The organism is Rhodococcus sp. NPDC058505 (assembly GCF_042720095.1).
In the GTDB taxonomy this organism is placed as follows: domain Bacteria; phylum Actinomycetota; class Actinomycetes; order Mycobacteriales; family Mycobacteriaceae; genus Rhodococcus_G.
Window position 1 is genome coordinate 1 of record NZ_JBHXNB010000036.1, and the last position, 14,504, is coordinate 14,504.

Annotated in this window: 14 protein-coding genes; 7 read left to right on the top strand and 7 right to left on the bottom strand. The window is 68.7% G+C overall.

The window, feature by feature from the left end; genetic code table 11:
- Positions 1–168 precede the first annotated feature (168 nt).
- Positions 169–330 (bottom strand): hypothetical protein, encoded by a 162-nt coding sequence (locus tag ACFWPA_RS18490; protein ID WP_378506706.1) that lies wholly within the window; start codon positions 328–330, stop codon positions 169–171.
- Positions 331–671: 341 nt separating this feature from the next.
- Between ACFWPA_RS18490 and ACFWPA_RS18495 the strand changes: the two genes are divergently transcribed.
- Together ACFWPA_RS18495 and kstD are read left to right on the top strand one after the other, a co-directional pair.
- Positions 672–1,307, top strand: a complete 636-nt coding sequence (locus tag ACFWPA_RS18495; protein ID WP_378506707.1) for a TetR/AcrR family transcriptional regulator — start codon at positions 672–674, stop codon at positions 1,305–1,307.
- 29 nt (positions 1,308–1,336) lie between these two features.
- Positions 1,337–3,022: a 3-oxosteroid 1-dehydrogenase gene (gene kstD / locus ACFWPA_RS18500; RefSeq protein WP_378506708.1), complete on the top strand. Its 1,686-nt coding sequence runs from the start codon at positions 1,337–1,339 to the stop codon at positions 3,020–3,022.
- A gap of 21 nt (positions 3,023–3,043) precedes the next feature.
- On the opposite strand, the gene ACFWPA_RS18505 is transcribed toward kstD, so the two are convergent.
- The 6 genes from ACFWPA_RS18505 to ACFWPA_RS18530 all read right to left on the bottom strand — a co-directional run bounded on the left by ACFWPA_RS18505 (position 3,044) and on the right by ACFWPA_RS18530 (position 9,938).
- Positions 3,044–4,585, bottom strand: a complete 1,542-nt coding sequence (locus tag ACFWPA_RS18505) for a hypothetical protein (protein ID WP_378506709.1) — start codon at positions 4,583–4,585, stop codon at positions 3,044–3,046.
- A 91-nt stretch (positions 4,586–4,676) separates the two neighbouring features.
- Complete coding sequence (locus ACFWPA_RS18510) at positions 4,677–6,146, bottom strand: FAD-dependent oxidoreductase (protein WP_378506710.1); 1,470 nt, start codon at positions 6,144–6,146, stop codon at positions 4,677–4,679.
- Positions 6,147–6,298: 152 nt separating this feature from the next.
- Positions 6,299–6,748 carry a carboxymuconolactone decarboxylase family protein gene (locus ACFWPA_RS18515; RefSeq protein WP_378506711.1) on the bottom strand — a complete coding sequence of 150 codons (450 nt, stop codon included), beginning with the start codon at positions 6,746–6,748 and terminating at the stop codon, positions 6,299–6,301.
- Entirely contained in the window at positions 6,745–7,656 is a 912-nt protein-coding gene (locus ACFWPA_RS18520) for an NAD(P)-dependent oxidoreductase (protein WP_378571389.1), read from the bottom strand. The genes ACFWPA_RS18515 and ACFWPA_RS18520 overlap by 4 nt, the downstream gene beginning before the upstream one ends.
- Positions 7,653–8,402: an SDR family oxidoreductase gene (locus tag ACFWPA_RS18525; RefSeq protein ID WP_378506713.1), complete on the bottom strand. Its 750-nt coding sequence runs from the start codon at positions 8,400–8,402 to the stop codon at positions 7,653–7,655. Before ACFWPA_RS18525 ends, ACFWPA_RS18520 begins: the two co-directional genes overlap by 4 nt.
- A gap of 63 nt (positions 8,403–8,465) precedes the next feature.
- Positions 8,466–9,938 (bottom strand): aldehyde dehydrogenase, encoded by a 1,473-nt coding sequence (locus ACFWPA_RS18530; protein ID WP_378571391.1) that lies wholly within the window; start codon positions 9,936–9,938, stop codon positions 8,466–8,468.
- Between the two features lie 234 nt (positions 9,939–10,172).
- Between ACFWPA_RS18530 and ACFWPA_RS18535 the strand changes: the two genes are divergently transcribed.
- From ACFWPA_RS18535 to ACFWPA_RS18555, 5 genes are read left to right on the top strand one after another with little or no spacing between them, the layout of a single operon-like run.
- Positions 10,173–10,793: a TetR/AcrR family transcriptional regulator gene (locus ACFWPA_RS18535; RefSeq protein WP_378506715.1), complete on the top strand. Its 621-nt coding sequence runs from the start codon at positions 10,173–10,175 to the stop codon at positions 10,791–10,793.
- A gap of 3 nt (positions 10,794–10,796) precedes the next feature.
- The gene (locus ACFWPA_RS18540) at positions 10,797–12,014 is read left to right on the top strand and encodes a cytochrome P450 (RefSeq protein ID WP_378571393.1); all 1,218 of its coding nucleotides are present in this window, start codon (positions 10,797–10,799) and stop codon (positions 12,012–12,014) included.
- Entirely contained in the window at positions 12,014–12,814 is an 801-nt protein-coding gene (locus tag ACFWPA_RS18545) for an SDR family oxidoreductase (protein WP_378571395.1), read from the top strand. The genes ACFWPA_RS18540 and ACFWPA_RS18545 overlap by 1 nt, the downstream gene beginning before the upstream one ends.
- Positions 12,811–14,235: a cytochrome P450 gene (locus ACFWPA_RS18550; protein ID WP_378571397.1), complete on the top strand. Its 1,425-nt coding sequence runs from the start codon at positions 12,811–12,813 to the stop codon at positions 14,233–14,235. Before ACFWPA_RS18545 ends, ACFWPA_RS18550 begins: the two co-directional genes overlap by 4 nt.
- A gap of 2 nt (positions 14,236–14,237) precedes the next feature.
- A complete protein-coding gene (locus tag ACFWPA_RS18555) occupies positions 14,238–14,432 on the top strand; it encodes a ferredoxin (protein WP_378506754.1) in 195 nt (64 codons plus the stop codon).
- Positions 14,433–14,504: the final 72 nt, after the last annotated feature.

Here is a 14,504-nt window from a genome sequence, read left to right on the forward strand (position 1 = left end):
TGTACCCGGTTGGGTGTGGTGAGTAGCTCGTCGAGGTCCATGTCTTGACGTTACTCGTATGTGTGTTCGATAGCAAGGGTGTTCGAGTGTGGATGCGATTGATGCGCAACAATATTCGCGTTTGCTTGACCATCCGAGTCCCGTCGCTTTCGGAATGTCGGGCGAAGATCAGCGGCGTGGCGTGATGAGGGATGCGCCCGCTACTCCGATGATCACGAACGCAACCGCGACCGCGACGGTCCACTGGCCGAGGAATGGCGCGCCGTACAGGATGGAGCCGAGCGTTCCGGCGCTGCCGACAACGAGCAGGAGTGCCCCGATCAAGGTCATGGGTCCGATTCTTGCGGTTGGGTATTTGCTTCGCCGGTTGGTTCGTTCGGGAGGTGATCGCTACGTCGGCGACGGTCTGACTCCGGGCTTCCGGCGGATGCCAGCTGCTCGGTGCGGCGACCCGGAACGGTGGGTGCCCAGGTCGTCGAGGCTCACTTTGCGGCTTGGTCGGCATTTCACGCCGGTGGCAACGGAGTGGATCGGGAAGTGATTGATACGCAGCAATGTTCATCGCCAATCGGGGCGCCTTGGTCGGATGGTGGCAGTGACTCGACGCTTGACAGTGACTGTCATCTAGGCAGATACTCGCATCAATGCTTGATGTCGACGGAAGGTCTGCAATGTCATTGAGGGAGCGTCAGCGGGCGCTGGTCCGTGCGGAGATCCAGCGGGCCGCGTTCGTGCTGTTCGCCCGCGACGGGTTCGACGCGGTGACGACCGATCAGATCGCCGCCGAAGCCGGAATCTCGCCGAGCACCTACTTCCGGCACGTGCGCAGCAAGGAGGATCTGCTGCTCGACCCGGTCCGGGAAGGCGGCGCAGGCATCGTCTCGCTGCTCGAACAGCGGCCCGCCGATGAACCCGCGGACGTTGCACTCCTGCAGTCGATCCTCGCCCGCTCCACCACCTTCGCGGCGACGGAGGTCGAGCAATGGCGGGCGGCCTTCCGGACCGCACCGCATCTGCTGGATCGCGTCGCGCTCATCACCCCGGAACACCGCGCCAGGCTGGTCGACCTGGTGGCGCAGCGGATGGGCCGGGACGCCGAATCCGACAGCAACCCCGGCCTGCTCGTGCATCTCATGCTCGCCGCCGCCGAGTTCGGTTACCTGCGGTGGCTGCGCAGCCCACGCACCCGGGGCGCGTCCCTCCCGGTGTGCGTCGAGGGCGCGCTGGACGCGGTCCTCGGTGAGCGATGGAGCACTCAGCAGATCGTGACGCCACGGAAGTCGAAGAACCGCAGCAGGACATCGTGATGGACATCGAACGTAGGGAGGGAACGACAATGGCACAGGATTCCGCCAGCGTGACGGACGAGGTCGACCTCGTCATCGTCGGCTCGGGTGCGGCGGGGATGGCGGCCGCGATCACCGCCGCACGCAACGGCCTCGAAGCCGTGCTCGTCGAGAAGTCCGAGTACTGGGGCGGATCGTCCGCGCGGTCCGGTGGCGGCGTCTGGATCCCGGGCAACTCGGTGTTGCGGCGGGACGCGCCGTCCGACGATCTCGCCGCGGCCCGCACCTACCTGACCAGCATTGTCGGCGACGACGCCGACGCCGACCGGATCGCGACGTACCTTGAGCGGGGGCCAGAGGCGCTCGACTTCCTGATCGCGAACTCGGGGCTCGACCTCGAATGGGTGAACGGCTACTCGGACTACTTCCCCGAGGCCCCCGGTGGCCGCGCCACCGGACGGTCCTGCGAACCGCGCCCCTTCGACGCCAGTGCGCTCGGCGCCGACCTCGCGACCCTGCATCCCTCGTACACCAAGGCGCCGCTCGGCGTCGTGGTCAAGCAGTCCGACTACCGCTGGCTGAGCACCGGATTGCGGCACTGGCGGGGGCCGCAGCGGATGCTGCGAGTCGGGGCCAGGACGGCGATGGGACGCATCCGACGGAAGAAGCTGGTCGGCCTCGGATCGGCATTGATGGGGCAACTGATGCTCGGGGTGCGCGCCGCCGGTGTTCCGGTGCGGCTGGGCACCGCGATGACCGAGCTGGTCACCGACGGTGACCGCGTCATCGGCGTCGTCGTCGACGACGGCACGGGACCAACCACGGTCCGCGCCCGGCGTGGTGTCGTGCTCGCGTGCGGTGGGTTCGACCACAACGCCGTCATGCGGCAGCGATACCAGCGGGAACCGGTGGACACGTCGTGGAGCCTCGGCGCACCGACCAACACCGGTGACGGGATCACCGCGGGCATGAGCATCGGCGCCTCCGTCGCCTGCATGGACGATGCGTGGTGGGCTCCGTCGATCCCGCTGCCGAACGGACCGTGGTTCGCGCTGGCCGAACGATCGTTGCCGCGCAGCCTGATGGTCAACGACCGCGGCGTCCGGTTCATGAACGAATCCCTGCCCTACGTCGAGGCGACCCACCGAATGTTCGGCGGCCCCTTCGGGCAGGGCGACGGTCCGGCGGACAACCTCCCCGCCTGGCTGATCTTCGACCAGACGTACCGCAACCGCTACATGTTCGCAGGCGTTCCCGCCAGGCAGCCGCTGCCGCGGTCGTGGCAGCGGTCCGGCGTCATCACCAGTGCCGGCTCGATGCGTGAGTTGGCCGAGAAAATCGGCATTCCCGCCGACGCGCTGGCCGGTACCGTCGACCGGTTCAACGCGCACGCCCGGTCGGGCACCGACCCCGACTTCGGCCGCGGGCAGAGTCGCTACGACCACTACTACGGCGACATCACCAACAGGCCGAACCCCAGCCTCGGGGAACTGACCAAGCCGCCGTTCTACGCGGCGCAGATGGTGCCCGGTGACCTCGGAACCAAGGGTGGTGTGGAAACCGATAGCGTCGGAAGGGTTCTCCACGCCGACGGCACCGTGATCGGCGGACTCTACGCGGCGGGCAACACCAGCGCGCCGGTCATGGGACATACCTATGCGGGCCCAGGGGCGACCATTGGACCGGCGATCGTCTTCGGGTACCTCGCCGCGCTCGACGCCGCGCAGCCCGGCTGATCTCCACCGGGAGCCACGCGGTCACGGCGGATCAGGATCGGCGGGGTCGCGGGGCGGGCGTGGCTCTCGACTGCGCGATGCATCGAGGAGTGCGGCGACGTCGAGCACCTCCGGCCACCGCATCGTGGCGTCGGGGATTGACCGAACCCCCTCGGCCACGACCCACACGGCGCCGTCGTCGTCGACCGTGACCGATGGCCGGGTCGCGAGGATTGGGGTGCTGCGTACCGGTTCCAGCGTGTGCGGGTCCAGCAGGGTGAACAGCCAGAACTGTCGCCCGCGGTCGTAATCCACCGGACCGGGCAGCGGCCACCATCCCGATCGTCCCGACCCGTCCGGTGGGTGATTGACGGTCCACGCGTACGGCCCGACCTGTCCGCCGACCATCACCGTGCTGGGCAGCCGTCGCGGCGTTCCGAGCGTCAGGTCCGGAAGCACCGGCACCGCGTGGTCGCCCAGGAAGAGGAGTGACGGTGATCCGGCGAGGAACAGGCGGCTGCTCCGTCCGGAGTGCCGCAGTTCCGGACCGATCGTCGCCGCGCCGGTCGGGTCGACCCGAACGAGTCGGATAGTCGAATTATCCAGTGCAACAGCGGCAATGGCCACCGCCCTGTCGCTGGCGATCGCGGCGACATGGCCATGCGGAGCGTCAATCTCGACGGGGTCGGCGTCCGGTCGGTGCAGCACCCAAGCGCCCTCCGCTCGGCACACCAGCAGCGCGTCGCCCAGGACTACTGCCGTGTGTGCTGCCCCGTCACCGACGCGACGTGGCTCCGCGTCGTCGGCACACCGGAAGAGGCCGTCGCGGCCGCCGACCCAGCAGCCCGTCGGTGTCGCCCAGACGCGGCGGGACGGGCCGATCGGTGCGGGCAGCACGTGTTCACGAACGGTGCGGTCACGGTCGATGCTCACCACTACGGGCAGGGTGCAGTCCGACACCCACAGCCGTCCGCCAGCCGCCGAGACGCCGCCGGGGACGATGCTCGGTCGGGTCGGCAGCGTGGGCACGTCGTCGAGTTCGAGGTCGATCAACACGCCGACATCGGAGTCCGCCTCGTCCCGGTCCTGCGCGTACAGCGCCTCACGGTCGAAGAACCGCGGCGAGACGTCGACGTCCCGGAGTCTCCGGTGCCCCGCCGACATGTTCCATGCGGTACCGGGTCCGGGTCGGCGTCGAAAGCGCTCGCTCACGATCCGAACCCGGGTGACGCGCCCCCGCACGCGTCCGGCGTCGTCGCCGAGGACGCAGTGGAAGCGGCCGGTGAGTTCGACCTGCCCGGTGCGGGGACGGAAGCCGCGCCAGGACGCCGTCCAGCCGTCCCCGCGGAGCAGCCCCGACCACTGCGTGCGCCGTGGGGTGTCCTCGCCGGCGTACGCCTGGATAGGGGGTCCCGGATCAGGTTCCAGCGGAGCGCACATCGTCACCACGTCATCGGTGGCGGGTGGGAGCTCGACAAACCTGAGCGACAGTGCGATGACCGACCCGACCCGGGGGAGCGGGGCCTCGCCGTCCTCGATGGCGATGTTCTCAACCTCGACGGCGAGAGTGCGACGGCCCGTCATGAGCCTTTCTGCGCGGTGGACATGCTGGCGACGCTACCAGCATCGAGCGCTTCGGGGTGGCCGGTGATCCGCACGGGCCACCCCAAAGCGGTCAGCCCTTCGCCGCCGAGATGCCCGCGCGGCGGCCGTAGAAGCTGCCATCGCCGAGCGAGGTTCCGGACGCGTACCCGCCCGCGCACACCCCGGATGTGCAGCGCCCGGCGGCGAACAGGCCGGGGATCGGCTCACCGGAGACGTGCAGGACCTCGGAGTTGATCGTGGTGCGCAGGCCGCCGAGGGTGAAGCCCGCGGTGCAGTTGCGCAGATCCAGTGCGGCGATGGGGGAGCCGATCGGCTTGCACCATTCCGGCTTCTTCCCGAGGACCGGATCCTCGCCGTTCGCGGCGTGCCGGTTGTACACCTCGACCGTCGACTGCAGGGTGCCCGCGGGCAAGCCCATCTCGGATTCGAGTTCCTCGACGGTCTCGGCAACCCACTTCGGCTGGAAGCGGAAGTACGGAGTGGAGCTGTCGCCTGCGCAACCCTCCTCATATGCCGCCTCGTCGATGATCAGATACGCCTGGTTTCCGTTGCGCAGCAACGTTTCCTGTCCGATCCGCCCCGGGTAGGTGTCCTCGTTGACGTAGCGCTGACCGCGGCCGTTGACGAGGATGCCGCGGGCCATCAGCTGCGGATCACCGAAGAACGCGACCTCGGTGGCGTCCATGTGGGAGAGGTCGGCACCGATTGCCTGCGCCATCTGGATGGCCTTGCCGTCGTGCTCCTCGATGGACGCGCCCGGCTTGCCGATCAGCCGCGGTGCGTAATTCTGCACCATCTCCTTGTTGTAGGCGAAGCTGCCGGTGGCGAGGACGACGCCGCGACGCGCCCGGATCGCGAGCTCCTTGCCGTACTGCTTGGCGACGATGCCCACGACGCGGCCGGACTCGTCGGTGATGAGTCGCTGCACGCGCATGTCGTACTCGGCGGTGACGCCGAGCTTCTCGGCGGTCTCGACGAGCGGCTTCATCAGCATGTAGCCGCCGCCCTTCTCGCCGGTCCGCTTGCCCGTCATCTGCGGGACGTGCCCCCGCGGCGCGGGGGCGGCGACGGTGTTGAACGGCGCGGCGTTCTCGCCGCCGGAGTACATCAGGCCGTCGTCGAACGGGGTCTCCCAGCCGGGCTGGCCATAGAAGCTCTCCTTGAACGGCACCCCGTTCTCGACCAGCCAGTTGTAGTGGTCGACGCTGCCGTCGCAGTAGTCGGTGATCTTCTCCTCGTCGGCGCCAGGGCCGAGGGCGGCCATCATGAACGCCTTCATGTTCTCGGGGGTGTCGTCGAACCCGAGGGCCTTCTGCAGCGGGGTGCCGCCACCGAGATAGATGAACCCGCCGGCAAGGGCGGCCGCCCCACCCCATCCGCTGGTCCGCTCGAGGACCAGGACGTCGGCGCCCGCGCGGGCGGCCTCGATCGCGGCGCTGACCCCGGCGATGCCGTAGCCGGCGATCACCACGTCGGCCTCGTGGTGCCAGGTGTCGATGCTCGATGCGGGCAGGGGACGGATGGGGGTGGCCTCGGCCATGGGTGATCGGGTCCTTCGTGTCGGGTGCAGTGTGCGGGTCCCCGCACTGTGCGTGATTTTCACCCCAATCGGGGTGAAAATCACGCACGGGCGGCGGAGACGCGCATCAGAGCAGTATTTCCGGTCCGGGTGGGGTTCGGGGCCGAATTGCGTTACGGAGCGGAACCGTTTTCGGCGGCCTGTGCGGCCGCCGCCTTCTCCGCGGCCCGGGCGGCCTTCCGTCGATCCGACTTCACCGAGATCAGGGCGTTGTTCAGCCCGGTCCCCAGCGGCCAGCCCACGTAGTGGCAGAGGAAGATCGCGGCCTCCTCCACCTGCTGCTCGGTCAGTTCCTCGTTTCCGATCGCCGCGTTGATTTGAATCTTCGCGACCTCCGTCTGCCCCTGTGCCGCGATCGCGCCGAGCAGCAGCAGGCGTCGGTCGCGCAGGCTCAGTCCCTGGCGGGTCCAGATATCGGCGAACAGGTGATCGGCGGTGACGGCGAAGAAGTCGCCGGGCACGTCGGCGGGCATCTCCCACCCGTAGACCTGGTTCATCATCGCGACACCGCGACGCCGGGCCTCACTGGTGACGCCGTCGGCTGCGTTTCCGTTCTCGCTCATGCGGGCTCCTTCGATGGTGCGGATTGGGCGAGGGTGCCGGGACCCACCCCGAGCCCGGGACCGAGTCCGGTGAGCGCGGCGGTGGCGAGCGGCAGGTCGACGTCGAGCCGATCGCCGAGATCGAGCGCGAGCGACAGGTCCTTCTCTCCGAGGGTGCGGACGTGCCCGAGAATCGAGTACCACCCGTCCGATTCGGCGACCGGTGCGGTGGTGTCGCGGAGCATGATCGCGCCGGGCCCGCCGGTGATCGCGTCGGTGTGCCGCACCACCTTCCCGAGGTCACGTATATCCAGGCCCGCCGCCTCGGCAAGCCGCTGCGCCTCGGTGGCTGCGGTGAACGAGATGAAGTGCAGGAGATTGCGGGCCAGTTTCATGCGGGTACCCGCACCGACCTCGCCCGCCCGCACGACCAGTTCGGCGAACCGGGCGAAGGGTCCGCGTACCGCCTCGAACGCCTCCTCGGTGCCACCGACCATGACCGCGAGCCGACCCTGTTTGGCGCCCATCGCGCCGCCACTGATCGGGGCGTCCACCAGATGCACCCCCGCCTGCAGGCAGGCCTGCGCCAACTCCACCGCGGTGGTGTCCGCAATCGTCGAGTGCACTGCGATGACGGTGCCGGGCGTTGCGGTGGACAGGATGCCGTCCTGGCCGGTGACGACGTCGCGGACCTGGGTGTCGTCGAGGACGGTCACCGAGATCACCGTGGCCTGCGCAGCGACGGCGGCCGGGGTGGCGGCCGCGGCGGCCCCGTCGGCGACGAACGGTTCCACGGCCTCGGGGCGGGCGTCGCACACCACCAGCCCGCCCGGCCAGTCCAGCAATCGCTTCGCCATCGGCGCACCCATGTTGCCGAGACCGATGTATCCGACGGTCACCGCCGTTGCGTTCGGCGTGCCCGTGCTCATGACCGGTACACCTGTCCGCCGTCGACGTTGAAGATCTGGCCGCTGATCCAGCTCGCCTCGTCGGACAGCAGGAACAGGCACAGGCCGGTGAGGTCCTCGGGAGTGCCCATCCGCTGCAACGGGATCCGTTTCACCATGTCGGCGACGATGGCCTGTGGCGTGGACGTCCGGGTGGCTTCGGTGTCGATCGGGCCGGGGGCGATCGCGTTGATCCGAATCTTTGACCAGCCGAGTTCGGTCGCCAACTGCTGGGTGAGGCTGTTGATGCCCGCCTTGGCCAGACCGTAGTAGTTGGAGTAGGTCCATGCGGCGGTGGAGGACTGGTTGACGATCGAGCCGCCGGTTGCGCGCATGTGCGGGACCACCGCCCGGCAGACCTGCAGCGCGCCATCCATGTTCACCGACATGAACCGACGGTAGTAGTCCCAGTCCACGGTCAGCAGTGAATCGATCTTCATCCCGCCGTAGATCGCGGCGTTGTTGACCAGGTGGTCGATGCCGCCGAACCTCGCGATCGTCGCGTCGGCCAGGGCCTGCGCCGACGCGCCGTCGGCGACATCGACCTGTACGAAGATCGCCGAGCCGCCGTCGGCTCCGATCTGCTTGGCGACCTGCTCACCGAGTTCCGCGTTGAGGTCGGCGACCACCACGTTGGCCCCGTCCGCGGCCAGCGCCTTCGCGTACCCCTCGCCGATGCCCTGTGCGGCACCGGTGACGATCGCGGTGCGTCCGTCGAAACGTCCCATGTGAAATGTCCTGCTTTCTGGTCGAGTTCGAGTGGCCGAGCTGAGTGGAGCGGGTGGATCCGCTCAGGTGGTGGCGGGATAGGCGACGAGCTTGGTCTCGAGGTACTCCTCGAAGCCGGCGACGCCCATCTCGCGGCCGATGCCGGACTGCTTGTAGCCGCCGAACGGGGCGTCGGCGGAGTACCAGAGGCCGCCGTTGACGCCGAGGGTGCCGGTGCGAACGCCGCTGACAACCCGGTCGATGCGATCGGGGTCGGTGCCCCACACCGCCCCGGACAGTCCGTAGGGGGAGTCGTTCGCGATCCGGATCGCGTCGTCGTCACCATCGTGTGGCAGCACCACCAGGACCGGGCCGAAGACCTCCTCCTGCGCAACCCTTGACGAGTTGTCCAGGCCGGCAATGAGAGTCGGTTCGATGAAGAAGCCGCGTTCCCGGGAGGCGAGCCGCCCGCCGCCGGTGACGACGGTGCCGCCCTCCTCCGCGGCCAGCCTCAGGTAGCCCTCGACCCGGTCGCGTTGCTTCGCGGAGATCAGCGGGCCGCACACGGTGCCGGGGTCGGTGGGGTCGCCGGTGCCGACCCCGGCCATTGCCCGCGCCGCGGCCGCGACCGCCTCGTCGTACCGTTCGCGGGGCACCAGCAGCCGGGTGCACAGCGCACAGCCCTGGCCGGCGTGCACGGCGACCGAGAACGCGGCGTAGGAACTGGCGCCCGCGATGTCGGCGTCGTCGAGGACGATGAACGCGGACTTGCCCCCGAGTTCGAGGAACACCCTCTTCAGCGACCGTGAGGCCGCCGCCATCACCGCGCGGCCGGTGCCGGTGGACCCGGTGAACGAGATCAGGTCGACGCGGGGATCGGTGCACAGTTGCTCGCCGAGCCGGTGGTCGGTGGAGGTGACGATGTTGACGACGCCGGGCGGGATGTCGGTCTCCTCGGCGATCACCGTGCCGACCAGGGCCGCGCACCACGGCGTGTCGGGGGCAGGCTTGAGGACCACCGTGTTGCCCGCGGCGAGGGCCGGGCCGAGCTTGGCGAAGTTGATCTGGTGCGGGAAGTTCCACGGGGTGATCGCGCCGACCACGCCGATCGCCTCCTTGAGCAGGCGGCGGTGGGTGGGGATGCCCATCGGGGTTGCACTGCCGAGATCCTGCTCCCACGCATAGTTTTCGGCGAGATCGGCCCAGTACCGCAGGTCCTCGATCGGCCCGGCGAGCTGCGGCCCGTTGGTCAGCATGGCGGGCGCACCGACCTCGGCGATGGTGATCTCGCGCAGTTCCTCAAGGTGCGACTGCAGCGCGTCGCGGAGTTGGCGGAGGCAGTGGGCGCGGAAGGCGTGGTCGCGGGACCAGTTGGTGGTGTCGAAGGCCGTGCGTGCGGCCGCGATCGCCGCGTCCATGTCGGCGGCGGTGGCCTCTGCGGCGCGGCCGACGATCTCCTCGGTTGCGGGATTGACGATCTCGAAGGTGCCGCCGGATCCGGGAATCAGCTTGCCGTCGACGAGCAGTGCCGAGCTGTCGGAAGGTCGAAGCGTCATTGCGCAAAACTCCTTTCTGGACAGGTGTCTGGACTATAGTTTGCACAAATGTCGCGTGCAACGGGTTTCGGGCACATCTCCGCTCGTCGCATAGAAGGGAGTTCGGTCATGGCGCGTTTGACTCGGGCCGGGTTCGTTCGGCTGCGCGACCGGCGATGCCGGTCGGCGATGATCGTGTGCGACACGGTGCGGCCGGCTGTCCGGGGCGATGGTTGCGCTTCGCGAACTGTAGTAATGTCTGGACACGTGTCTAGTAGTGATCGCGTTCCCAGCAGTTTCGAGTCAACCCGCCGCCGTCTCACCCCCAAGCAGGCGGACACCGTCGACCGCCTGTGCGTCGCGGCGGTCGACGTCCTGCGGGAGGAGGACTTCGCTGGCCTCACCGTCCGCGCCGTCGCGGCCCGTGCCGGTGTCGGGCCCGCGACCGCGTACACCTACTTCTCGTCGAAGGAGCACCTCGTCGCCGAGGTGTTCTGGCGGCGACTCTCGCGGTCGCCGCGTCCGGCGACCGACGGCCACGATCGAACCGGCCGCGTGGTCGCCGTCCTGCGTGACATCGCGCTGCTGCTCGCCGACGAACCCGGACTCTCGGCTGCCGTGACCAATGCCCTGCTCGGCGGCGACCCGGACGTGGAGCACCTGCGGGTGCGGATCGGCATCGAGATCCGCGACCGCCTCCTCGACGCGCTCCGCGGGGACGAGTCGACCCCGTCCGGTCGCGACCCCGACCCCGATGTGCTCGAAACCCTCGAACTTCTCTACGCCGGAGCGCTGCTCAGGGCCGGGATGGGCTACGGGTCCTACGCGGACCTCGCCGACCGACTGGAGCGTTCCGCCACAATGATATTGGAGTAACGCATGACGGATTCGAACGGCGCGACCCTGCTCGACCCGCTGGTGTTCAACCCGTACGACTACCACTTCCACGACGACCCGTACCCGACCTACCGGCGCCTGCGCGAGGAGTCGCCGCTGTACCACAACACCGACCTCGGGTTCTGGGCGTTGTCCCGGCACGCCGACGTGATGGAGGCGTTCAAGGACAACACCCGGCTCTCGAGCGCCAACGGCGTCTCGCTCGACCCGGCGGCGTACGGTCCACACGCCCACCTGGTGATGTCGTTTCTCGCGATGGACGATCCCCGGCACATGCGGCTGCGGCAGCTGGTGTCCCGCGGCTTCACGCCGCGGCGCGTCGCCGAACTCGACGGCCGGATCCACGAACTTGCCAGGCAGTACCTGGATCCGGCCCTCGCCGCCGGCGAGTTCGATTGGATCGCCGAGGTCGCCGGACGGCTGCCGATGGACGTGATCTCCGAGCTACTGGGGGTGCCGCAGGCCGACCGCACCGAACTGCGCCGGATGGCGGACCTGGTGGTGCACCGCGAGGATGGCGTGCTGGACGTCCCGCAGGCTGCGGTGGAGTCCTCGATGGCGCTGATGGCCTACTACAAGGACATGATCGCCGAACGCAGGCGCTCACGCACCGAGGACCTCACCTCGGCACTGCTCGACGCCGAGATCGATGGCGACAAGCTGACCGACCAGGAGATCCTGGGGTTCATGTTCCTGATGGTCGTGGCGGGCAACGAGACCACAACCAAATTGCTCGGGAACGCGCTGTACTGGGGTGCACGGCATCCGGATCAGGTCGCGCCGGTCCTCGGCAATCCGGATCGGGTCCCCGACTGGGTGGAGGAGACCCTCCGCTACGACACCTCCAGTCAGATCGTCGCCCGCACCAGCGCCGTCGACCTCGAGTATCACGGCGCGGTGGTGCCCGCGGGGGAGAAGGTGCTGCTGCTGATCGGCTCGGCCAACCGCGACGACGAGGTGTTCGAGGATGCCGACGAGTTCCTGATCGGTCGCGGTGCCTCCACCAGGTTGGCGAGTTTCGGTGGCGGCGTGCACTTCTGCCTCGGTGCGCACCTGGCGCGACTCGAGGCGAACATCGCGCTGGCGGAGTTCGCTCGGCAGGTTCGGGCCTACGACGTCGACGAGTCCGGAATCGAACGTGTCCATTCGACGAACGTGCGGGGCTTCGCGGCCCTGCCGGTGAAGGTGCAGGTGCGCTGATGCCCCGTTTCGAACCCAACCCCGACCGCAGACCCGCCCTGATCAGTGGCGCATCCTCCGGGATCGGTGAGTCGACCGCCTACGCGCTCGCCGAACTCGGTCACCCCGTCGCGCTCGGTGCTCGCCGGGTTGCGCAGACCGAGGCGATCGCCGACAAGATCCGGAGCAACGGGGGAGAGGCGTTCGCGCACCTCCTCGACGTGACCGACAACGACTCCGTTGACGCCTTCGTCACGGCGGCCGAGGCGGCGATCGGTCCGGCCGAGATCGTCGTCTCCGGTGCCGGTGACCTTGAGTTCGGGATGGCCGACGAGATGGACCCGGTGCGGTTCGCCAAGCAGATCGATGTGCACCTGGTCGGTGCGCAGCGGCTGGCGCACCGGGTGCTGCCCGGCATGCGGGCGCGACGCCGTGGGGACTTCGTGCTCATCGGCTCGGACTGTGCGGACCGGCAACGGCCCGGAATGGGTGCCTACGACGCGGCAAAGGCAGGCCTCGAGGCGATGGGGCGGCAGATGCGGATGGAGCTGGAGGGCACCGGGATTCGAGCATCGATCGTCCGGCCCGGACCGACGTTCACGGGGATGGGCATGGACTCGACACCCGAGATCCTCGCCCCGGTCGCGGAGCTGTGGACCAGGTGGGGCTTCGCCAGGCACGGCTACTTCCTGCGCGCCTCCGACATGGCAAACGCCATTGTCGCCGTGGTGAGCGCCCCGCGCGGCGCCCACCTCGTCCTGGTCGAGGTGCAGCCGGAAGCGCCCCTCGCCCCCGTCAGCGCAGAGGAGACCGACCGATGACACTCCCCACCCCGCCCCGGGTGTCCGGCGGCGAACACGAACACGGCCACCTCGAGGAACTGCGGACCGATCCGATCGCCCTGATGCGCCGGGTGCGGGAGGAGTGCGGCGACGTCGGCACCTTCCGGCTCGTCGACAAGACCGTGGTGCTGCTCTCCGGCGCCGAGGCCAACGAGTTCTTCTTCCGTTCCGACGACGAGGACCTCGACCAGCAGGCCGCCTACCCGTTCATGAAGCCGATCTTCGGCGAGGGTGTGGTCTTTGACGCCAGCCCCGAGCGCCGCAAGGAGATGCTGCACAACTCGGCGTTGCGCGGTGAGCAGATGAAGGGACACGCGACGACGATCGGCGTCGAGGTCGAAAACTTGGTCGCTGGCTGGGGCGACGACGGGGAGATCGACCTGCTCGAGTTCTTCGCCGAGCTGACCATCTACACCTCCTCGGCGTGCCTGATCGGCAAGAAGTTCCGCGACCAGCTGGACGACCGCTTCGCCAGGCTCTACCACGAGCTGGAGCAGGGCACCGACGCGATCGCGTTCGTCGACCCGTACGCGCCGATCGAGAGCTTCCGCAGGCGGGACGCGGCCCGGCTGGCCCTCGTCGAGTTGGTGCAGGAGATCATGACCGGACGGATCGCGCACCCGCCCGTCGGCAGGGAGGACCGGGACATGCTCGACGTCCTGGTCTCGGTCCGCGACGAGGATGGCAACCTGCGCTTCTCCGCCGACGAGATCACCGGCATCTTCATCTCGATGATGTTCGCCGGTCACCACACCACCTCCGGGACCGCCGCCTGGTCGTTGATCGAGTTGCTCCGGCATCCGGAGACGATGGAGCGGGTCACCACCGAACTCGACGAGCTGTACTCCGACGGCGCCGACATCAGTTTCCACGCGCTGCGGCAGATCCCGGTGCTGGAGGCGGTGATCAAGGAGACCCTGCGGCTGCATCCGCCGCTGATCCTCCTGCTCCGGGTCGCCCGCGGCGACTTCGAGGTCGGCGGCTTCGCGATCGACGAGGGCAATCTCGTTGCCGCGACCCCGGCGATCTCGAACCGGATCGCCGAGGACTTCCCGAACCCGGACCGGTTCGATCCGGGTCGCTACCTCGACCCGAATCAGGAGGACATCGTTAACCGGTGGACCTGGATCCCGTTCGGTGCGGGCAGGCACCGGTGCGTCGGTGCCGCCTTCGCGCAGATGCAGTTGAAGGCGATCTTTTCAATCCTGTTGCGGGACTTTGAGTTCGAGATGGCGCAACCCGCGGACAGTTACCGCAACGATCACAGCAAGATGGTGGTCCAGCTGCAGCAGCCGTGCACGGTGCGCTACCGCAGGCGCCCCGGTCGCGTTCCGGCAGGCGCGGCGGCGGCGCCCACCGAGACCGGACTCCCGGTCTCGCACAGCCCGAGCGAGGCATGACGATGCGCGTCGAGGTGGACCCGGATCTGTGCCAGGGGCATGCCGCCTGCGAGATGGAGGCGCCGGACGTGTTCACGGTGCCGAAGCGGGGAACCGTCGAGATTCTCGACCCGACCCCGCCCGAATCGTTGCGCGGCGATGTGGAGAACGCGATCCGCTACTGCCCGACGCGGGCACTGCGGGTCACACCCGACTGAGCACCCCGACCGCGCCCCCGCCCGGTCGACCCCGTACCGAGCAACATCCGCACGACGAGACTTCGAGGAGAG